General features: G+C 60.6%; 20 protein-coding genes and 1 riboswitch. Of the genes, 7 read left to right on the top strand and 13 right to left on the bottom strand.

Annotation, left to right across the window (positions count from 1 at the left end; translation table 11 throughout):
- The first annotated feature begins 10 nt into the window (after positions 1-10).
- Genes C2U54_RS11710 through C2U54_RS11700 form a run of 3 tightly spaced genes read left to right on the top strand, consistent with a single transcriptional unit; the run spans position 11 to position 2,972 of the window.
- Entirely contained in the window at positions 11-772 is a 762-nt protein-coding gene (locus C2U54_RS11710) for an endonuclease/exonuclease/phosphatase family protein (protein ID WP_103178772.1), read from the top strand.
- Complete coding sequence (clsB, locus tag C2U54_RS11705) at positions 769-2,010, top strand: cardiolipin synthase ClsB (RefSeq protein ID WP_103178771.1); 1,242 nt, start codon at positions 769-771, stop codon at positions 2,008-2,010. The genes C2U54_RS11710 and clsB overlap by 4 nt, the downstream gene beginning before the upstream one ends.
- Complete coding sequence (locus tag C2U54_RS11700; RefSeq protein WP_103178770.1) at positions 2,010-2,972, top strand: lysylphosphatidylglycerol synthase domain-containing protein; 963 nt, start codon at positions 2,010-2,012, stop codon at positions 2,970-2,972. The genes clsB and C2U54_RS11700 overlap by 1 nt, the downstream gene beginning before the upstream one ends.
- Before the next feature lie 84 nt (positions 2,973-3,056).
- Here C2U54_RS11700 and C2U54_RS11695 read toward each other — a convergent pair whose 3' ends face one another.
- From C2U54_RS11695 to moaA, 6 genes are all read right to left on the bottom strand, one after another.
- Positions 3,057-3,764 (bottom strand): Bax inhibitor-1/YccA family protein, encoded by a 708-nt coding sequence (locus tag C2U54_RS11695; protein ID WP_103178769.1) that lies wholly within the window; start codon positions 3,762-3,764, stop codon positions 3,057-3,059.
- Positions 3,765-3,822: 58 nt separating this feature from the next.
- On the bottom strand, positions 3,823-4,275 hold the full coding sequence (moaE, locus tag C2U54_RS11690) for a molybdopterin synthase catalytic subunit MoaE (RefSeq protein WP_103178768.1): 453 nt from the start codon (positions 4,273-4,275) through the stop codon (positions 3,823-3,825).
- Position 4,276: 1 nt separating this feature from the next.
- Positions 4,277-4,522 (bottom strand): molybdopterin synthase sulfur carrier subunit, encoded by a 246-nt coding sequence (gene moaD, locus C2U54_RS11685; protein ID WP_103178767.1) that lies wholly within the window; start codon positions 4,520-4,522, stop codon positions 4,277-4,279.
- Positions 4,515-5,000: a cyclic pyranopterin monophosphate synthase MoaC gene (moaC, locus tag C2U54_RS11680; protein ID WP_103178766.1), complete on the bottom strand. Its 486-nt coding sequence runs from the start codon at positions 4,998-5,000 to the stop codon at positions 4,515-4,517. The genes moaD and moaC overlap by 8 nt, the downstream gene beginning before the upstream one ends.
- 3 nt (positions 5,001-5,003) lie before the next feature.
- The gene (moaB, locus tag C2U54_RS11675; RefSeq protein WP_103178765.1) at positions 5,004-5,516 is read right to left on the bottom strand and encodes a molybdenum cofactor biosynthesis protein B; all 513 of its coding nucleotides are present in this window, start codon (positions 5,514-5,516) and stop codon (positions 5,004-5,006) included.
- 20 nt (positions 5,517-5,536) lie between these two features.
- Positions 5,537-6,526 (bottom strand): GTP 3',8-cyclase MoaA, encoded by a 990-nt coding sequence (gene moaA / locus C2U54_RS11670; protein ID WP_103178764.1) that lies wholly within the window; start codon positions 6,524-6,526, stop codon positions 5,537-5,539.
- Positions 6,514-6,648, bottom strand: a riboswitch (molybdenum cofactor riboswitch). (Overlaps the previous gene by 13 nt.)
- 225 nt (positions 6,649-6,873) lie before the next feature.
- Between moaA and yvcK the strand changes: the two genes are divergently transcribed.
- Complete coding sequence (gene yvcK, locus C2U54_RS11660) at positions 6,874-7,782, top strand: uridine diphosphate-N-acetylglucosamine-binding protein YvcK (protein ID WP_103178763.1); 909 nt, start codon at positions 6,874-6,876, stop codon at positions 7,780-7,782.
- A 92-nt stretch (positions 7,783-7,874) separates the two neighbouring features.
- Here the strand turns inward: yvcK and uvrB are convergent, their stop codons facing one another.
- Positions 7,875-9,890: an excinuclease ABC subunit UvrB gene (uvrB, locus tag C2U54_RS11655; protein ID WP_103178762.1), complete on the bottom strand. Its 2,016-nt coding sequence runs from the start codon at positions 9,888-9,890 to the stop codon at positions 7,875-7,877.
- 745 nt (positions 9,891-10,635) lie between these two features.
- Here uvrB and C2U54_RS11650 point away from each other — a divergent pair.
- Entirely contained in the window at positions 10,636-11,340 is a 705-nt protein-coding gene (locus C2U54_RS11650; RefSeq protein WP_103178761.1) for an ABC transporter ATP-binding protein, read from the top strand.
- On the opposite strand, the gene bioD is transcribed toward C2U54_RS11650, so the two are convergent.
- From bioD to bioB, 4 genes are read right to left on the bottom strand one after another with little or no spacing between them, the layout of a single operon-like run.
- Positions 11,300-12,004, bottom strand: a complete 705-nt coding sequence (gene bioD, locus C2U54_RS11645; RefSeq protein ID WP_168192008.1) for a dethiobiotin synthase — start codon at positions 12,002-12,004, stop codon at positions 11,300-11,302. The two genes, C2U54_RS11650 and bioD, sit on opposite strands and share 41 nt — an antisense overlap.
- Positions 11,997-12,752, bottom strand: a complete 756-nt coding sequence (gene bioC / locus C2U54_RS11640; RefSeq protein WP_103178759.1) for a malonyl-ACP O-methyltransferase BioC — start codon at positions 12,750-12,752, stop codon at positions 11,997-11,999. The genes bioD and bioC overlap by 8 nt, the downstream gene beginning before the upstream one ends.
- Positions 12,736-13,893 (bottom strand): 8-amino-7-oxononanoate synthase, encoded by a 1,158-nt coding sequence (bioF, locus tag C2U54_RS11635; protein ID WP_103178758.1) that lies wholly within the window; start codon positions 13,891-13,893, stop codon positions 12,736-12,738. The genes bioC and bioF overlap by 17 nt, the downstream gene beginning before the upstream one ends.
- Positions 13,890-14,930 (bottom strand): biotin synthase BioB, encoded by a 1,041-nt coding sequence (gene bioB, locus C2U54_RS11630; protein WP_103178757.1) that lies wholly within the window; start codon positions 14,928-14,930, stop codon positions 13,890-13,892. The genes bioF and bioB overlap by 4 nt, the downstream gene beginning before the upstream one ends.
- Before the next feature lie 69 nt (positions 14,931-14,999).
- Between bioB and bioA the strand changes: the two genes are divergently transcribed.
- Complete coding sequence (gene bioA / locus C2U54_RS11625; RefSeq protein WP_103181050.1) at positions 15,000-16,307, top strand: adenosylmethionine--8-amino-7-oxononanoate transaminase; 1,308 nt, start codon at positions 15,000-15,002, stop codon at positions 16,305-16,307.
- 44 nt (positions 16,308-16,351) lie between these two features.
- The gene (locus tag C2U54_RS11620) at positions 16,352-16,828 is read left to right on the top strand and encodes a kinase inhibitor (RefSeq protein ID WP_103178756.1); all 477 of its coding nucleotides are present in this window, start codon (positions 16,352-16,354) and stop codon (positions 16,826-16,828) included.
- Between the two features lie 142 nt (positions 16,829-16,970).
- Here C2U54_RS11620 and hutH read toward each other — a convergent pair whose 3' ends face one another.
- Together hutH and hutU are read right to left on the bottom strand one after the other, a co-directional pair.
- Entirely contained in the window at positions 16,971-18,491 is a 1,521-nt protein-coding gene (gene hutH, locus C2U54_RS11615) for a histidine ammonia-lyase (RefSeq protein ID WP_103178755.1), read from the bottom strand.
- Positions 18,491-20,176 carry a urocanate hydratase gene (gene hutU / locus C2U54_RS11610; protein WP_103178754.1) on the bottom strand — a complete coding sequence of 562 codons (1,686 nt, stop codon included), beginning with the start codon at positions 20,174-20,176 and terminating at the stop codon, positions 18,491-18,493. The genes hutH and hutU overlap by 1 nt, the downstream gene beginning before the upstream one ends.
- Positions 20,177-20,222 lie beyond the last annotated feature (46 nt).

The following is a 20,222-nucleotide window of genomic DNA, read 5'->3' as shown; positions in this document are numbered from 1 at the left end:
GAAGGAGTGTATGGCCCAACAAACCCGGCATTTTTCGCTTAAAGTGTTAACAATCAATATTCATAAAGGATTCGCGGCTTTTAACCGCCGTTTCATTCTGCCCGAACTGCGTGACGCTGTACGAACCGTCAGCGCGGATATCGTCTGCCTGCAGGAGGTGATGGGCGCGCATGAAGTTCATCCTTTGCATGTGGAAAACTGGCCCGATACCAGCCACTACGAATTTCTCGCCGACACCATGTGGAGCGACTACGCTTACGGGCGTAATGCCGTCTATCCCGAGGGGCATCACGGCAATGCCATTCTCTCCCGCTACCCTATCGAACACTATGAAAATCACGATGTCTCGGTGGGCGAGAGTGAAAAACGTGGGCTGCTTTACTGCCGTGTCGCGATCCCGGAGCTGAGCAGATCGCTGCATGTGGCCTCGGTCCACCTTGGCCTGCGCGAAGCGCACCGCCAGGCCCAGCTGCAGATGATGACCGAGTGGGTCAACGGCCTGCCGGAAGGCGAACCGGTGGTGGTCGCCGGAGATTTTAACGACTGGCGCCAGCGCGCCAACCATCCGCTGAAAACGGGGGCCGGGTTAGAAGAGATCTTCACCCTCGCCCACGGCAGGCCCGCCCGTACCTTCCCGGTGAGATTCCCGCTGCTGCGTCTGGACAGGATCTATGTCAAAAACGCTCACGCCAGCAGCCCTACCGCGCTGGCCCTGAGCAACTGGCGTCACCTTTCCGACCATGCGCCGTTAAGTGCGGAGATTCATCTATGAAATGTTCATGGCAAAGCGGCAACCGGATAAAGCTGCTGGAAAATGGCGATCAATATTACCCGGCGGTATTTGCCGCCATCGAGAAAGCGCAAAGCCGGGTACTGCTTGAAACCTTTATCTGGTTTGAAGACAACGTGGGGCGAAAACTGCATTCGGTGATCCTGCGGGCGGCCCAGCGCGGGGTGCATATCGAAGTGCTGCTGGACGGCTACGGCTCCCCCGACCTCAGCGATGAATTCGTGGGGGAACTCACCTCAGCAGGGGTGGTATTCCGCTACTACGATCCACGCCCGCCTCTGCTGGGTATGCGTACCAACGTCTTCCGCCGCATGCACCGTAAAATTGTGGTGGTGGACGATCAGGTGGCCTTTGTGGGCGGGATTAACTATTCCGCGGAACATATGTCGGACTACGGTCCTGAAGCCAAACAGGATTATGCCGTTCAGGTCGAAGGCCCGGTGGTACAGGATATTTTGCAGTTTGTCGTGGAAAACCTCCCCGGCAAAGCCGCAGTGCGTCGCTGGTGGAAGCGGCGTCATCGCGCCGAAGAGAATACCAAACCGGGCGAAGCGCAGGCGCTGTTTGTCTGGCGCGATAATGAAGAGCACCGGGACGATATTGAGCGGCACTATCTGAAGATGCTGACCAACGCCCGTCGGGAGGTGATTATCGCCAACGCCTACTTCTTCCCGGGGTATCGCCTGCTGCACGCCATGCGTAACGCAGCCCGGCGCGGCGTGCGGGTTAAGCTGATTGTGCAGGGCGAGCCGGATATGCCCATTGTGACCGTGGGCGCCCGCCTGCTCTACAACTATCTGGTAAAAGGCGGCGTCGAGATTTACGAATACCGCCGCCGTCCGCTGCACGGTAAGGTCGCGCTGATGGACGATCACTGGGTAACTGTCGGCTCCAGCAACCTCGATCCCCTTAGCCTGTCGCTGAATCTGGAGGCCAACCTGATTATTCACGATCGCGAGTTTAACCAGACCCTGCGTGACAATCTCACCGCCATCATCGCCGAGGATTGCGTCCGGGTGGATGAGTCGATGGTGCCGAAACGCACCTGGTGGAATCTGGGCAAAAGCGTGGTGGTGTTCCACTTCCTGCGCCATTTCCCGGCGCTGGTCGGCTGGTTGCCTGCGCATACGCCTAAACTGGCGCAGGTCCCCCCGCCGGTACAACCCGAGATGGAGACTCAGGATCGCGTTGAGGCGAGCAACACGGGGGTAAAACCCTGATGAGCAAAAAACATTCGCGCTGGCGTCTGGCAAAAAAGATCCTCACCTGGGTATTTTTTATAGCCGTTGCAGTGCTGCTGGTCATTTACGCCAAAAAGGTCGACTGGGGTGAGGTGTGGAAGGTCATCCGCGACTACGACCGTGTGTCGCTGATGGGCGCCGTGGCGCTGGTGATACTGAGCTTCCTGCTGTATGGCTGTTACGACCTGCTGGGACGAGTCTACTGCGGGCATAAGCTGGCCAAGCGCCAGGTCATGCTGGTGTCGTTTATCTGCTACGCCTTTAACCTGACCCTGAGCACCTGGGTGGGCGGCATCGGCATGCGCTACCGGCTTTACTCCCGCCTGGGACTGCCCAGCAGCACCATCACCCGCATCTTCTCCCTGAGTATTACCACCAACTGGCTGGGTTACGTTCTGCTGGGCGGGGTAATCTTCACCGCGGGCGTAGTGCAGTTGCCCGCTCACTGGTATATCGATCAGTCGACGCTGCGCATTATTGGCATCGTGCTGCTGCTGGTGATTGGGTTCTATCTGTGGGCCTGCGCGTTCGCTAAGCGGCGCCATGTAACCATCAAAAAGCAAAAGCTTGTGCTCCCCTCCTGGCGCTTTGCGCTGGCGCAGATGGGCATTTCCGCCGCCAACTGGATGGCGATGGGGGCCATTATCTGGCTGCTGATGGGTGAAGATATCAACTACTTCTTTGTGCTGGGCGTGCTGCTGGTGAGCAGTATCGCCGGGGTGATTGTCCATATCCCGGCCGGGATTGGGGTGCTGGAAGCGGTGTTTATCGCCCTGTTAGCGGGGGAACATGTCTCTCACGGTACCATCATCGCCGCCCTGCTGGCCTATCGTATGCTCTACTATTTCCTGCCTCTGGGGCTGGCGACGGTCTGTTATCTGGTGCTGGAGAGCCGGGCGAAGAAGTTGCGGGCCAAAAACGAACAACAGATGGCGAAGTAGTGGCGGGACTGGCCGGGTGGCGCTGCGCTTACCCGGCCAGGAAGACCGTAGGCCCGGCAAGCACAGCGCCGCCGGGCATATTACTTAACGACGGTTGCCGAAGATGCGCAGCAGCATCAGGAAAAGGTTGATGAAGTCCAGATAGAGCGTCAGCGCCCCCAGAATGGAGTATTTACGCAGATTAGAGCTGTCGCGCACGTCAATCTGCTCGCCAATGTTTTTCAGCTTCTGGGTGTCATACGCCGTCAGCCCGACAAAGACAATCACCCCGATATAGGTTACCGCCCACATCAGCGCTTCACTCTTCAGCCAGAAGTTCACTAGCGACGCCAGCACGATACCAATCAGCGCCATAAACAGCATGTTGCCAAAGCCGCTCAGGTCGCGTTTAGTGGTGTAGCCGTAGAGACTCATCGCGCCAAACATCCCGCCGGCCACCACAAAGGTGCTGGCGATGGAGGAGTAGGTGTAGACGAGGAAAATACTGGAGAGCGTCAGGCCGGTCAGCGCCGAATAGAGCATAAACAGCGTGGTGGCCATCCCGGCGCTGAGCTTATGCACCAGCCCGGAGAGGACAAACACCAGCGCCAGCTGGGCGATGATCAGGCCAAAGAAGGTGATTTTGCTGGAGAAGACAAACATCATCACCGCAGGGGTATTGGCGGAAAACCACGCGACAAACGCGGTGAGCAGCAGGCCGCAGGTCATCCAGCCATAGACCTGGGCCATGTAGGTTTGCAGCCCGGTACGGCTCTGCTGCACGATGGAATCGGAACGGGGAAATCTGTCCATAACACACTCCTTTTTAAGTGGACACACTGTTAAAGCCTAACACATCCCGGCAATCCGGCTACCAGCGGTTGGCGGCTTCCTTGTCGCTGTCGCGGGACTCGACCCAGCGATCGCCCTCCGGGGTCGCTTCGCGCTTCCAGAACGGGGCGCGGGTTTTCAGGTAATCCATAATAAACTCACCCGCCGCAAAGGCGCTGCCGCGATGGGCGCTGGTGACGCCAACGAAGACGATCTCCTCCCCCGGCCACATCTCGCCGATGCGGTGGATGACGGTCACGCGGCCGAGCGGCCAGCGCTGACGCGCCTGTTCAACGATCTCCGCCAGCGCTTTTTCCGTCATGCCGGGATAGTGCTCAAGGGTCAGCGCTTTTACGCTGTCGCCGAGATTATGGTTACGCACCTTGCCGGTGAAGGTGACCACCGCGCCATCTTCGTCACGCTCAGCAAGCCAGTTATACTCCGTGCCGACGTTAAAACGCGCCGGTTCGACCAGGATTTTGGTGTCACTCATCTCAGCCCCCGGTCACCGGTGGGAAGAAGGCCACCTCATCGCCCGGTTTGACCGGATGCGTGAACTCCACCAGCGTCTGGTTTACCGCCGCCAGCAGTTTGCTCGCGTCCAGCGCCAGCGCCCAGCGGTCGCTTTGCGCCGCCAGATGCGCCCGCAGCGCTTCGACGTTTTCTACCTCTATATCCAGCGTCAGGCTGTCGGTATTCACCAGCTCGCGCACCTGCGCAAAAAACAGTACTTTAATCATGCTCTTGTGCCCTGAAATCACCCGATTTCCCCCCGCTTTTCGCCAGCAGGCGAACCGGGCCGATAACCATGTCTTTCTGTACCGCTTTGCACATGTCATAGATGGTTAATGCCGCCACGGAGGCGGCAGTTAAGGCTTCCATCTCCACGCCGGTTTTCCCGGTCAGGCGGCACAATGATTCGATGCGCACGCGGTTCTGCTCCGGTTCGCCCCGCAGGTTGACCTCCACTTTGCTGAGCATCAGCGGATGGCACAGCGGGATAAGCTCCCAGGTGCGTTTGGCGGCCTGAATGCCGGCGATCCGCGCCGTAGCGAAGACGTCCCCTTTGTGGTGGCTACCGTCGATAATCATCGCCAGCGTCTCCGGGAGCATGGTGACGAACGCTTCCGCGCGGGCTTCACGCACGGTTTCGGCCTTGGCGGAGACATCCACCATATGGGCTTCGCCCGCGGCGTTAATGTGGGTCAGTTGCGACATAGCTTATTTCTTCAGGTGTGGATGGAAATTACACGGACGCGTGCGGGCATCCAGCTGCGGGGCGATAATGTTTTCCCACGCGGTGCGGCAGGCTTTCGTGGAACCTGGCATGGCAAAAATCACCGTGTTGTTGGCGATCCCTGCAACAGCGCGCGACTGCAGGGTCGAGGTGCCAATCTCTTCAAACGAGAGCATGCGGAACACCTCGCCGAAGCCTTCGATCTCGCGATCGAAAAGCGGCAGCAGCGCTTCCGGGGCCTGATCGCCTGCGGTAAAACCGGTGCCGCCGGTGATCAGCACCACCTGGACGTTATCGCTGGCGATCCAGCGCGACACTTCCGCGCGAATGGCGTAGCGGTTCTCTTTGACGATGGCCTTGTCGACGATCTGATGCCCGGCCTCGTGGGCCGCATCGCGCAGCCAGTGGCCGGAGGTGTCATCCTCTTCGCCGCGGCGTTCAGAAACGGTAAGAATAGCAATACGCGTCGGGATAAATTCAGCGCTTACCTGACTCATCTTCTGGTTCCTTGTAGCGATTACCCGCCAATGTATGACAGGTTCTGGGTGATCCCGGTGTTGCCCTGATGCAGGAAGTGGGTCTGTTTTTTGTGCATCAGCGCCTCAGAAATGCGTGCTTGCAGCGCCGCCTGCTGCGCATCATCGGCCAGCAGATCGCGCAGGTCGACGCCGCCGTCGCCAAACAGGCAGAGGTGCAGCTTGCCCACCGACGAGACGCGCAGGCGGTTACAGCTGGCACAGAAGTCTTTTTCATACGGCATGATAAGGCCAATCTCCCCTTCGTAGTCGGGGTGGCAAAAGACCTGCGCCGGGCCATCGCTGCGCTGGCGAAGCTGGTGGATCCAGCCGCGTTTGAGCAGTTCATCGCGCAATACCATGCCGGAGATGTGATGACGGGAGAAGAGGTCGCTGCCCTCGCCGGTTTCCATCAGCTCAATGAAGCGCAGCTGAATGCGGCGGGGCTTGATCCACGCCAGGAAGGTATCCAGCTGATGATGGTTCACATCGCGCATCAGCACGGTGTTGACCTTCACCTTGTCGAAGCCGGCCGCAAAGGCCGCGTCGATACCTTCCATCACCTGGTGGAATTTATCCTGTCCGGTGATGGCATGAAACTGGCGGGCATCCAGACTGTCGACGCTGACGTTGATGGCTGTCAGCCCCGCGTCGCGCCATTGCGCGACATCGCGCGCCAGACGATAGCCATTGGTGGTGACCGCAATCTGGCGGATGGCGTCGTTTTCGCGCACCGCCGCGATAATATCGGTGAAGTCCCGGCGCAGCGAGGGTTCGCCGCCGGTAAGACGGACCTTCTCCGTTCCCATGGCGGCAAACGCGCGCGTGACGCGGCGCACTTCATCCACGGAGAGAAAGCCGTTATTGGTGACGCTGCCAGGCTTATAGCCATCCGGCAGGCAGTAGGTGCAACGGAAGTTGCACACATCGGTAATCGACAAACGCAGGTAAAAAAACTTACGCGCGAATGCATCGGTAAGTTGTGAAGCCATGTACACCTTTCCTGATACGGGAGGCACAGTCATTTCTTCCTGTACCCTGGTGGCAAAAGCGCCACGGCCAGAGCGCCATATCTGTCGACACAGGCGCAAAGGCTAGAGTGTATGTTTTCAATGATGAAAACGTGGTTATGTCGATAGTAGCGTGTTAAAGCGAGTTTCGCTATCGTCGACTTACGCTATATAAAAATGTATATAGCGAGCTAATCGTGCAATTTCGGTTCAGAATACGTCATTATCACATTTTTGCATTGATATACGTCATTTTGCGCGGGTCGCAGCATCGTCATTTAGGAGTAGTTGCGTTACTGTTTACATGTTGGTCTCAATAAGGAATTTTTATGCGCAATCGCACTTTTGCGGATCTTGACCGGGTGGTCGCTCTCGGCGGAGGCCATGGACTGGGCCGGGTCATGTCCTCCCTGTCATCGCTCGGCTCCCGCCTGACAGGGATCGTCACGACCACCGATAATGGCGGCTCAACCGGGCGCATCCGCCGCTCCGAAGGCGGTATCGCCTGGGGCGACATGCGCAACTGTTTAAATCAGCTTATCACGGAACCGAGCGTGGCTTCGGCCATGTTTGAGTATCGTTTTGCCGGTAATGGCGAGCTTTCCGGGCATAACCTTGGAAATCTGATGTTAAAGGCGCTGGATCACCTCAGCGTGCGGCCTCTGGAGGCGATCAATTTAATCCGCAACCTGCTTAAAGTGGACGCCTTTCTCATCCCCATGTCCGAGCTTCCGGTCGATTTGATGGCAATCGACTGCAACGACCATGAAGTGTATGGCGAAGTGAATATCGATCAGCTTGCCCTGCCCCCGAAAGAGCTGATGCTCTACCCCACTGTCCCGGCGACCCGTGAAGCGGTAGAAGCGATTGGTGAAGCGGATCTGATCCTCATCGGCCCCGGCAGTTTTTACACCAGCCTGATGCCGCTCCTGCTGATTAAAGAGCTGGCCCAGGCGCTGCGGCGCACGCCCGCCCCGGTGGTCTATATCGGCAATCTGGGTCGCGAACTCAGTCCGGCCGCCGCCGGGCTTTCGCTAGCCGCAAAGCTGGCGCTGATGGAGCAGTATGTCGGTAAAAAGATCGTCGATGCGGTAGTGGTCGGGCCGAAAGAGGATATCTCAGGTATGGAGGGCCGGGTGGTGGTGCAGGAGCCGCTCGAAGCAAGCGACATCAAGTACCGTCACGACCGGCATCTGCTCCGCGTGGCGCTGGAGAGGGCGATTCAGGCGTTGGGTTAGCTTGCGCGGCCTGTAATGCCCGGTGGCGCTTCGCTTACCGGGCCTACAGGCAGCGTGCCGTTGTTGAGCCGGTAAGCGCCACCGGGTACAAACTACGACGCGGCGATGAATAAATCCCGCAGCTGATGCAGCTGGTCGCGGATCTGCGCCGCCTCTTCGAACTCCAGGTTCTGTGCGTGCTGCATCATCTGCCCTTCCAGCTCGTGGATTTTCTGCTGCAGCGCTTTCGGCGTCAGTGCCACGGTATCGGCCTCAACCGGTGAGCGCGACTTGCCGCGACCCTTGGTTTTGGTTTTCGCGATATTCTGTCCGAGCTGCAGGATATCCACCACCTTCTTGTTGAGCCCCTGCGGAACGATCCCGTGCTCTTCGTTATAGCGTTGCTGCTTCTCGCGACGGCGTTCGGTTTCGCCGATCGCTTTCGCCATCGACGGGGTGATCTTATCCCCGTAGAGAATCGCTTTGCCGTTAACGTTTCGTGCCGCACGGCCAATGGTCTGGATCAGCGAGCGCTCGGAACGCAGGAAGCCCTCTTTGTCGGCGTCCAGAATCGCCACCAGCGACACTTCTGGCATATCCAGCCCCTCACGCAGCAGGTTGATCCCCACCAGCACATCGAACTCGCCAAGACGCAGATCGCGGATAATCTCCATGCGCTCCACGGTGTCGATATCCGAGTGCAGATAGCGCACCTTCTCACCGTGCTCTTCGAGGTATTCGGTCAGGTCTTCCGCCATCCGCTTGGTCAGGGTCGTCACCAGCACACGCTCGTTAATAGCCGACCGGGCGCGGATCTCCGAGAGCAGGTCATCTACCTGGGTGGCCACCGGGCGTACTTCGATAATCGGGTCCAGCAGGCCGGTCGGACGCACCACCTGATCCACCACTTCGTCGCCCGACTTCTCCAGCTCGTAGTTACCTGGCGTAGCCGACACGTAGATGGTTTGCGGCGCCAGCGCCTCGAACTCTTCAAACTTCATCGGACGGTTATCCAGCGCCGACGGCAGACGGAAGCCGTACTCCACCAGGGTCTCTTTACGCGCCCGGTCGCCACGATACATCCCGCCAATCTGCGGAATGGTGACGTGGGATTCATCCACCACCAGCAGGCCATCCGCCGGCAGGTAGTCAAACAGGGTTGGCGGCGCTTCGCCCGGCCCACGGCCAGAGAGATAGCGCGAGTAGTTTTCGATACCGGAGCAGTAGCCCAGCTCGTTCATCATCTCGAGATCGAACTGGGTACGCTGGCTGATACGCTGCTCTTCCAGCAACTTGTTATTTTCCAACAGCACCCTGCGGCGATCCGCCAGTTCAACCTTGATGTCCTCCATCGCCTGCACGATGCGCTCGCGCGGGGTGACGTAGTGGGTTTTCGGGTAGACCGTGAAGCGCTGAATGGTCGATTCCACATGGCCGGTCAGCGGGTCGAACAGCGACAGCCGCTCCACCTCTTCATCGAAAAGCTCGACGCGCAGCGCGAAGTCGTCCGACTCCGCCGGGAAGATGTCGATCACTTCGCCGCGCACGCGGAACGTGCCGCGCTGGAACGCCTGATCGTTACGGGTGTACTGCAGCTCGGCCAGGCGACGCAAAATGGCGCGCTGATCGATAATCATCCCCACGGTCAGGTGCAGCATCATCTTCAGGTAGAGATCCGGGTCGCCGAGGCCGTAGATAGCCGACACCGAGGCCACCACCACCACGTCACGGCGCTCAAGCAGCGCCTTGGTTGCGGAGAGACGCATCTGCTCGATATGCTCGTTCACCGAGGCATCTTTCTCGATAAAGGTGTCCGAGCTGGGAACGTAGGCTTCCGGCTGATAGTAGTCGTAGTACGACACGAAGTACTCCACCGCATTCTCCGGGAAGAACTCTTTCATCTCGCCGTAGAGCTGCGCCGCCAGGGTTTTGTTCGGGGCAAGCACCATTGTAGGGCGCTGGAGATCGGCGATCACGTTGGCAACGGTGAAGGTTTTACCCGACCCGGTCACCCCCAGCAGCGTCTGGTGCGCAAGCCCATCCTCCAGCCCCTCTTTCAGACGGCGAATCGCTTCAGGCTGATCGCCGGAAGGACGGAAAGCGGAATTCAGTTTGAACGGTTTACTCATGAACGGCGACCTGATGATGGTTAATACGGCAGGTGAGTAATTTTACTCCTGATGGCTATTTTTGCCAGTAAATTATACTGGACATAAATCCAGTGGCAACCGCGTCGTTTTGTGCCACCCTGGGTAAGAATCAAACGAAGCTGCACAAAATTTCGGCTGCGACGGGATAAAATTCCATCAACGCACGGTTATCCCCAGAACTTTTTATTTTTTAACATTTGTCAAGGCGAGACGCCGGACTTAAGCGCATTATCGTGACCGTTTAATGACAACGATTGATTTTATTTAACGCATTGATTTAATTTAATCTTTTCAAAAAGACGCGTTTCGCAGCAATTCAGGCGCAGGCCGCGTATTCTCTCGCTTACCTCGCGTTTTCTAACTCTAATGCACATGGTTATCCACAGGAATAGTGGATAACTGCCTCCAGCCCATACGGAGCGTGACTCGGCTAATTCCCGGTTTTTACCCACAGCGCGACGGTAAAAATTTTTTATCGCCCAATTTTGGCGATCTGTTGCCAAAAATTGGATAACGAATTGACGAGACACTGCTCACATTTTGTTCAAATAGTCGCTGCACCAGGCTCACCCTTTGGGGCACCGGGGCAGTGCACGCTTCCTGGCTACCTGCGTTGTTTACTGAGGGGATTCCGAAAAAACGGGGTTTAATCCTCCTTTTCAGGTCGATGGCAAGAGTCTTGCACTGTACCCGAGGTCATCGATGCCTGTTAAGGAGAAACACCATGTTGAGCCTGCGTGCCGTTAATCAGTATTACGGGGATCGCCACACCCTGTGGAACGTCGACCTTGATCTGCCGCCCGGCGTCTGTACCGGGGTGGTCGGACTGCCCGGAATGGGAAAAACCACCCTCGTAAACTGCATCGCCGGCCTGCTGCCTATTGCCAGCGGTACGATGGTCTGGCATGACGCCGGAGCCTCCCCTTGTGAGTGGCTTCCGGGCGCAGAAATTGGCTTTGTCCCACAGGAGAGGCGGATTTTTTCCCAGCTGACGGTAGAAGAGAACCTGCATATCGCGCGGATGGCAAAAGGGAGCGTGGGCGGGTCGGTGAGTAGCGAAATTTTTGAGTTCTTTCCGGAGCTTTACCCGCTACGTCAGCAGCGGGCGTCAGGACTGAACGACGACCAGCAGTACCAGCTGGCACTGGCGAACGCGCTGGTCACCCGCCCTCGCCTGCTGATCCTCGACGAGCCCAGCCGTGGTGCCAGCCCGCTGTTTAGCATCAGGCTGGCGCAGTTGCTGCTCAGGTTTAACCGCGAACTGGGGCTAACGGTGCTGCTCGCCGAGCAGCACCTGTCGCTGATCCGCCGGGTGGCGGAGCGCTTCTGCCTGCTTTACCGCGGGCGAAACGTGGCCCAGGGCCGCGTCAGCGAGCTGGATGACCCGCTTATTGCCCACTGGATGGGGCCGACGGCGCCAGTGCGCTGAGAGAGAGATAACGCCCGATATCCGCCGTGTCGGCCTGCTCGCCAAGCCAGGGGATTTCGCCCAGCAGCGGTGCAGGCAGTACGCGTTTCAGCGTTGCCATGTATTCGCCATGACGTTTGCCGGGGGCCACCACCCCATTGGCTATCCAGCCTGCAACATGCAGCCCCGCCTGGCGGATCGCCTGGGCGGTCAGCATGGCGTGGTTGATGCAGCCCAGCTTCACCCCCACCACCAGGATCACCGGCAGGCGCTCGGCGATCGCCCAGTCGGCGAAGGTCTGCTCCGGGGAGAGCGGCGTAAACCAGCCGCCCGCCCCTTCCACCAGCACCCAGTCGGCCTGGCTTTCCAGCGCGCGTAGCCCGGCTGAAAGCGCACTGAACTCGATGGGTCGTTGCTCTTCCGCGCTGACGATATGCGGCGAGGTGGGCTCCGCGAAGGTGTAAGGGTTCACCGCCTGATAGCTGAGCGCCACGCTGCTGTTGCGCTGTAGCGCCAGCGCATCGCTGTTACGCAGCCCTTCCGCGGTCATTTCGCTGCCCGAGGCCACGGGCTTATACCCGGCGGTGTTGCGGCCCAGCGCCCGTGCCGCCTGTAGCAGGGCGGTGCTGGCGACGGTTTTTCCGACCTCGGTGTCGGTGCCGGTGACAAAATAGCGTTCAGTCACGTTCGATAATCCCATGAAAAAGTTGATAAGAGAGCGGGTATTTGCCATTACGCTGCGGCCAGGCCTGCGCCAGATCCTGCAGCTGTCCCCGGGTTAAGGGCCTGGCGGCCCGCCCGGCGTGCAGATGGGTGGCGCCGATCCCCTTCAGGGAGTGCATGGCGCTGAGCGCATCGTCAAAGTGCAGCGTGATGGTCTGGACCGCACAGCGGTGCCGCCAGCCATCGAGGGCATCGTTTACCTCTTCCCGACTCAGAAAGCGGTTGGTGTGCGGCTGCGTATCTACCGCCTGCCAGGCCTGCTTCAGCTCCGGCAGGGAGCCGTTCAGCAGCGTGGTAAAGGCCACCCTGCCTCCGGGCTTCGCCACGCGACAGAGCTCCGTCAGCGCCTGCGGCAGGCTGGCGCACCACTGCACCGCCAGATGGCTCCAGACCAGGCTGAACTGCGCATCCGCCAGCGGAATGGCTTCGATATCCGCCTGCAGATAGTGGTCGGCCGCCCGGTTGCGGCGCGCTTCCTCCAGCATCGGGGCGCTGAGATCCATCGCCGTCACCACGCTGCCACTTCTGCGCCAGGCGAGGCTGTTGCTGCCCGGGCCACAGCCGGCGTCCAGCACGCTGGGGAAGGCGTTTTTTGCGAGCAGCGCCCGTAGCCCGTCAGCACTTTGCCGCTGGAGCGCGTCGTGGCGGGAATAGCTCTGCGCCGCCCGGCCAAAGGCGGCGGCAATGGCCTGTTTATTCACTTGCGACATGCAGCGCCTCCAGTAACGCGGTGATGTCTGCCGCTTCATGGGCCGCCGTCAGGGTCAGGCGTAAGCGCGCCGTGCCCGCCGGTACGGTAGGCGGACGAATGGCCGTCACCCAGATCCCCTTCTCTCTGAGGGTCTGCGCCAGATGCAGGGCGCACGCGTTTTCGCCCACAATCAGCGGCTGAATGGCGCTTTGCGAGGCGGTGATCTCAAGCGGAAGGCCGCTCACGCCTGCGCGGAACTGGCTGATAAGCGTCGAGAGCCGCTGCCGCCGCGCCTCCCCTTCGTCGCTGCGAATAAGATTAAAGGCTGCCAGTAATGCCACCGCCTGGGCAGGGGGCATGCTGGTGCTGTAGATGAGATGTCGGGCAAACTGCAACAGATAATCAGCCACCGGGTCGCTGCACAGTACCGCTGCGCCGCTGATGCCAACGCCTTTGCCAAAGGTGACCACCAGCAGCTCGGGTTTGACGCCCAGATGTGCCGCACTGCCGCGCCCTTCTGGCCCGGTGACGCCAATGCCGTGAGCATCGTCCACCAGCAGCCAGCTGCCCTGACGCCGGGCCACAGCATGGATATCGACCAGCGGGGCGCTGTCGCCATCCATGCTGAAGATCCCCTCGGTCACCACCAGCTGCTGGCCCTCGCAGGGCATATCCAGCAGCGAAGCGAGCTGAGCGGCATCGTTATGGGCGAAGCGCCGGAGCTGGGCCGGGCTGTGACTGGCCGCTTCCAGCAGGGAGGCGTGGCTTAAGCGGTCGGCCACAATGCGATCATCCTTGCCGGTCAGGGCAGCAATCAGCGCCTGATTGGCAGCAAAGCCGGAGATAAACAGCAGCGCCCGGGGGTAGCCGAGCCAGTCGGCGAGCTGCTCCTCCAGCGCCTGATGCGCGCGGGTATAGCCGCTGACGTGGCCGGAGCCGCCACTGCCCACGCCATACTGCTCCGCCCCCTGTTGCCAGGCGCGGATAAGGGCCGGATGCTGGCTCAGGCCGAGATAGTCGTTGCTGGAGAAATTAGAGTAGCGCCGCTGGTCGCAGGTGAGAAAACGGCCTGCGCCGTTCTCCACCGGGGTGCGCACGCGCAGCGCCTCTGCCGCCCGACGGGCATCGAGGGCGGCACCAATACGTTGCTGCCAGGTCATAGCGTCGCCGCGTTATAGAACTGGTCGGTATCGGCGTTGAAGAGCTGCTGTTCCAGCTGGTGCTGCTGTTCGTTATCGCCGGTGAGAACCGCGGTCTGCTGCGGATTAAGCCCCAGCTTGCGGAACAGCTGGACATCTTTGTCCTCTTCCGGGTTCGGGGTGGTGAGCAGTTTGCAGCCGTAGAAGATAGAGTTGGCCCCGGCCATAAAGCACATCGCCTGGGTCTGCTCGTTCATCTGCTCGCGGCCCGCCGAGAGGCGCACATAAGAGGTTGGCATCATCACCCGCGCCACCGCAATGGTGCGGATGAAATCAAAGGCGTCAACGTCGTCGTTATCCGCCAGCGGAGTGCCCTTCACCTTCACCAGCATGTTGATCGGCACGCTTTCCGGCGGGGTCGGCAGGTTCGCCAACTGCAACAGCAGACCGGCGCGATCGGTGACCGTTTCGCCCAGCCCCACGATGCCGCCCGAGCAGACCTTAATGCCCGCCTCACGCACTTTATCCAGCGTGTCCAGCCGCTCCTGGTAGGTACGGGTGGTGATGATATTGCCGTAGAACTCCGGGGAGGTGTCGAGGTTGTGGTTGTAATAATCGAGCCCCGCCGAGGCCAGGCGCTGCGCCTGGCTGTCATCCAGCGTGCCGAGGGTCATGCAGGTCTCCAGCCCCATCGCCTTAACGCCCTGTACCATCTGTTCGAGGTAAGGCATGTCGCGCTCGTGCGGGTTTTTCCACGCCGCGCCCATGCAGAAGCGGGTCGACCCGGCGTTTTTCGCCTGACGCGCCGACTCCAGCACCTGCTCCACCTCCATCAGCCGCTCGGATTCGAGGCCGGTTTTGTAGCGCGCACTTTGCGGGCAGTATTTACAGTCTTCCGGGCAGGCGCCGGTCTTGATCGACAGCAGCGTACTGACCTGAATCTGCTGCGGATCGAAATGCTGACGGTGGATCTGCTGCGCTTCAAACAGCAGTTCAAGAAGGGGTTTTTCAAATAATGCAGTGACTTGCGACATTGTCCAGCGAGTCTGGTGAGCCATGGGGCATCTCCAAAGGGGTTTAGTTCAGCGTGGTTTCGGTTTATGCTTGTAAACCTAAATGTTTTCAAAATGGTTTACAAGTCGATTATGACAACGGACGATCTCGCCTTCGATCGGCAACATATCTGGCATCCTTACACCTCCATGACCCAGCCCCTGCCGGTTTATCCGGTGACGGAAGCCCACGGCTGCGAGCTGACGCTGGCCAGCGGCGAACAGCTGGTAGACGGGATGTCCTCCTGGTGGGCGGCCATTCACGGCTACAATCACCCCCGGCTGAACAGCGCGATGAAAGCGCAGATTGACCGCATGTCGCACGTGATGTTCGGCGGGATCACCCATCCTCCCGCGGTAGATCTCTGCCGTCGGCTGGTGGCGATGACCCCCGACGCGCTGGAGTGCGTGTTCCTGGCCGACTCCGGCTCGGTGGCGGTGGAGGTGGCGATGAAAATGGCGTTGCAGTACTGGCACGCCAAAGGCGAATCCCGCCAGCGGTTCCTCACCTTCCGTAACGGCTATCATGGCGACACCTTCGGGGCGATGTCGGCCTGCGATCCCGACAACTCGATGCACAGCCTGTGGAAGGGCTACCTGCCGGAGAACCTCTTTGCACCGGCGCCGCAGAGCCGCTTTGACGGCGAGTGGGATGAGAAGGATATGGTCGGCTTTGCCCGCCTGATGGCCGCCCATCGCCACGAGATTGCCGCGGTGATCCTTGAGCCCATCGTGCAGGGTGCCGGCGGCATGCGCATCTACCATCCCGAATGGCTGAAGCGCATCCGCAGGATGTGCGACCGGGAAGGTATCCTGCTGATTGCCGACGAGATTGCCACCGGCTTCGGGCGCACCGGTAAACTGTTTGCCTGCGAGCACGCGGGGATTACGCCGGACATTCTCTGCCTCGGCAAAGCCCTGACCGGCGGCACCATGACCCTCTCCGCCACCCTCACCACCCGCCTGGTGGCCGAGACCATCAGCAACGGCGAGGCGGGCTGCTTTATGCACGGTCCGACCTTTATGGGTAACCCGCTGGCCTGCGCCGTCGCCAGTGAAAGTCTGGCATTGCTGGAGAGCGGCGAGTGGCAGACCCAGGTGGCCGCCATCGAAGCCCAGCTGAAGGATGAACTGGCGACGGCGCGGGAGGCAGAATGTGTCGCCGACGTGCGGGTGCTGGGGGCCATCGGCGTCGTCGAAACGACCCACCCGGTGAACATGGCGGCGCTGCAACGCTTCTTTGTGGCGCGCGGCGTCTGGGTGCGGCCGTTCGGCAAGCTAATCTATCTGATGCCGCCGTATCCGATCAGCCGTGACCAGCTCAGCAAGCTGACCGCCGCGGTGGTGGATGCCGTACAGGAACCTGCGCACTTTGCGATCTAGTTTATGCGTTACACTTCTGGCTGAGCTTATTACGGAGGAACAGTATGAAACTCATCAGTAAGGATCTGCGCGACGGCGATAAACTCCCGCTGCGCCACGTATTTAACGGTATGGGTTACGAGGGAGATAACATCTCTCCGCATCTGGCGTGGGACGAGGTGCCGCCGGGCACCAAGAGCTTTGTCGTGACCTGCTACGATCCCGATGCGCCTACCGGCTCCGGCTGGTGGCACTGGGTTGTCGCCAATATCCCGGCCGATATCCGCGTGCTGCCGCAGGGGTCAGGCTCGTCGCTGGTGGCGCTGCCGGAGGGTGCCGTAGAGACCCGCACCGATTTTGGCAAAGCGGGATATGGCGGCGCGGCACCCCCTAAGGGCGAAACCCATCGCTATATCTTCACGGTGCATGCCCTGGATGTGGAAAGGATTGAGGTGGATGAGGAGGCGAGCGGCGCGATGGTGGGCTTTAACGTCCATTTCCACACCCTGGGAAGTGCCTCCATTACGGCGATGTATTCATAAAAAAAGCAGTCCCGGAAACCGCACAAAACCGTCGGCCCGTGCAAGCGCAGCGCCGCCGGGCATTTGCCGGGTGGCGGCTTCACCTTACCCGGCCTACGGTGGCATTTGTAGGCCCGGTAAGCGTAGCGCCACCGGGCGTGTATTACAGGAAGGCTGGTAACATCCCCGCCAGACTCCCTTTCTTCAGCAGATCCATCGCTGCATCAATGTCCGGGGCGAAGAAGCGATCATCATCATAGTGCGCCACCTGCTCCCGCAGGATATGACGCGCCTGCTCCAGCAGCGGGCTGGAGGTGAGGCCATCACGCAAATCGCAGCCCTGCGCTGCCGCCAGCCACTCGACCGCCAGCACGCCACGGGTATTACCCGTCATCTCCCATAAGCGACGGCCTGCTGCCGGGGCCATTGAGACATGGTCTTCCTGGTTGGCGGAGGTGGGCAGACTGTCCACGCTGTGCGGGTGGGACAGCGCCTTGTTCTCGCTCGCCAGCGCCGCGGCGGTGACCTGGGCAATCATAAAGCCGGAGTTCACCCCGCCATTGCGCACCAGGAACGGCGGCAGCTGGGACATATGTTTATCCATCATCAGCGCGATACGGCGTTCAGAGAGCGCGCCGATCTCGGCAATCGCCAGGGCCAGATTATCCGCCGCCATCGCCACCGGTTCGGCATGGAAGTTGCCGCCGGAGACCACCTCACTTTCCGCCGCGAAGACCAGCGGGTTGTCGGAGACGGCATTGGATTCCACCAGTAGCACCTCTGCCGCCTGGCGCAGCTGGGTCAGGCAGGCACCCATTACCTGCGGCTGACAGCGCAGGGAGTAGGGATCCTGCACCTTGTCGCAGTTATGATGCGAGTCGGCAATGGCGCTGGTGTCGGTCAGAACGTGGCGGAACAGCGCCGCGGCGTCGATCTGCCCGCGCTGGCCGCGCACCTCGTGGATACGGGCATCAAACGGGCGCCGGGAGCCGAGCACCGCTTCGGTGGTCAGCGCCCCGCAGACCACCGCCGAGGCAAAGAGATCTTCAGCTTCAAACAGGCCGCGCAGGGCAAAGGCGGTGGAGGCCTGGGTGCCGTTCAGCAGGGCCAGCCCCTCTTTCGCCGCCAGCGTCACCGGGGCCAGCCCCGCTTTTTGCAGGGCGGTAGCGGCCGGGAGCCATTCGCCACGGTAGCGGGCTTTGCCTTCGCCGAGCAGGGTCAGAGACATGTGCGCCAGCGGCGCCAGATCGCCGGAGGCACCCACCGAGCCTTTGGCCGGGATCCACGGGTAGACGCCCGCATTGACCATGGCAATCAGCGCCTCAATCACGCTCAGGCGGATGCCGGAGAAACCGCGCGCCAGGCTGTTGATCTTCAGCACCATCATCAGGCGCACCATGTCATCATCCAGCGGGTCGCCCACGCCCGCCGCGTGGGACAACACCAGCGAACGTTGCAGGTTTTCCAGATCGTGGGTGGCGATGCGCGTCTGCGCCAGCAGGCCAAACCCGGTGTTAATGCCGTAGGCGGTGCGCCCTTCGGCAACAATGGCTTCCACGCAGGCGACGCTGTCGTTAATCGCCTTATGGGCCGCCTCATCGAGCGTCAACTGGTGCGGCTGCTGCCAGATCTGGCGCAGCTGGGCCAGGGTAAGGGAGCCGGGCGTCAGGGTTAAGGCGTTCATTAGTGCTTTCCTTGTGTGGCCGCGATCATCGGCAGGTTGAGTCCCCGCTCTTTCGCGCAGTCGATGGCAATGTCATACCCGGCATCGGCATGGCGCATAACGCCTGTCGCCGGATCGTTGTGCAGGACGCGGGCAATACGGGCCGCGGCTTCATCGGTGCCGTCGCAGACGATCACCATCCCGGCATGCTGGGAGAAGCCCATGCCCACCCCGCCGCCGTGGTGCAGCGAGACCCAGGTGGCGCCGCTGGCAGTGTTGAGCAGCGCGTTCAGCAGCGGCCAGTCGGAGACCGCGTCGGAGCCGTCCTGCATCGCTTCAGTTTCGCGGTTCGGGCTGGCAACCGAGCCGGAGTCGAGATGGTCGCGACCAATGACGATGGGCGCGGAGACTTCACCGCTGCGCACCATTTCGTTGAAGGCCAGGCCCAGCTTCTGGCGCCACTCCAGCCCAACCCAGCAGATCCGCGCCGGCAGTCCCTGGAAGTTGATGCGCTCGCGGGCCATGTCCAGCCAGTGATGGAGGTGCTCATCATCGGGAATGATCTCTTTCACTTTGGCGTCGGTTTTGTAGATATCCTCCGGGTCGCCGGAGAGGGCCACCCAACGGAATGGGCCAATCCCGCGGCAGAACAGCGGACGGATATAGGCCGGGACAAAGCCCGGGAAGTCGAAGGCGTTGGTCACGCCCATCTCTTTCGCCATCTGACGGATGTTGTTGCCGTAATCGAAAGTCGGTACACCCTGTTGGCTGAAGGCCAGCATCGCGTTAACGTGGTCAGCCATGGAACGCTTCGCCGCCAGCACGGTGCCTTCCGGATCCTGCTGCGCTTTCTGCTGGTAAGCTTCCCAGCTCCAGCCTTTTGGCAGGTAGCCGTGCAGCGGATCGTGGGCGCTGGTCTGGTCGGTGACCAGGTCCGGGCGCACGCCGCGCGCCACCAGTTCCGGTAGGATCTCGGCGGCGTTACCGCACAGGGCAATGGAGACGGCCCGTCCCTCGGCGGTATATTTCTGGATGCGCGCCAGGGCGTCGTCAAGCGTTTCGGCCTGCTCATCGACGTAGCGAGTCCGCAGACGGAAATCGATGCGGCTCTGCTGGCACTCAATATTCAGGGAGCAAGCCCCCGCCAGGGTTGCCGCCAGCGGCTGTGCGCCGCCCATACCGCCCAGGCCCGCGGTGAGTACCCAGCGGCCTTTCAGGGAGCCGTTATAGTGTTGGCGGCCTGCTTCGACAAAGGTCTCGTAGGTCCCCTGGACGATGCCCTGGCTGCCAATGTAGATCCAGCTGCCGGCGGTCATCTGGCCATACATCGCCAGCCCTTTCGCTTCCAGCTCGTTAAAGTGTTCCCAGGTGGCCCAGTGCGGCACCAGGTTGGAGTTGGCGATCAGCACGCGCGGGGCGTTTTCGTGGGTTTTGAACACGCCGACCGGTTTGCCGGACTGCACCAGCAGGGTTTCGTCGCTTTCCAGTTCAGTAAGCGCGGCGACAATGGCGTCATAGCACGCCCAGTTGCGCGCGGCGCGGCCAATCCCGCCATAGACCACCAGCTCGTGAGGGTTTTCCGCCACGTCGGGATCGAGGTTATTCATTAACATGCGCAGCGGGGCTTCGGTGAGCCAGCTTTTGGCAGTCAGCCGGGTGCCACGTGGGGCGCGGATCTCTTGCTGGCGAAACTTACCTGACGACATTGTGTGCTCCTCATAGGGGACAGAATATACAGTAAGATATACTTGT

The organism is Leclercia sp. LSNIH1 (genome assembly GCF_002902985.1).
Classification (GTDB): Bacteria; Pseudomonadota; Gammaproteobacteria; order Enterobacterales; family Enterobacteriaceae; genus Enterobacter.
Note: the sequence above shows the minus strand (reverse complement) of the source record. Positions and strands in the feature narration are given on the sequence as shown.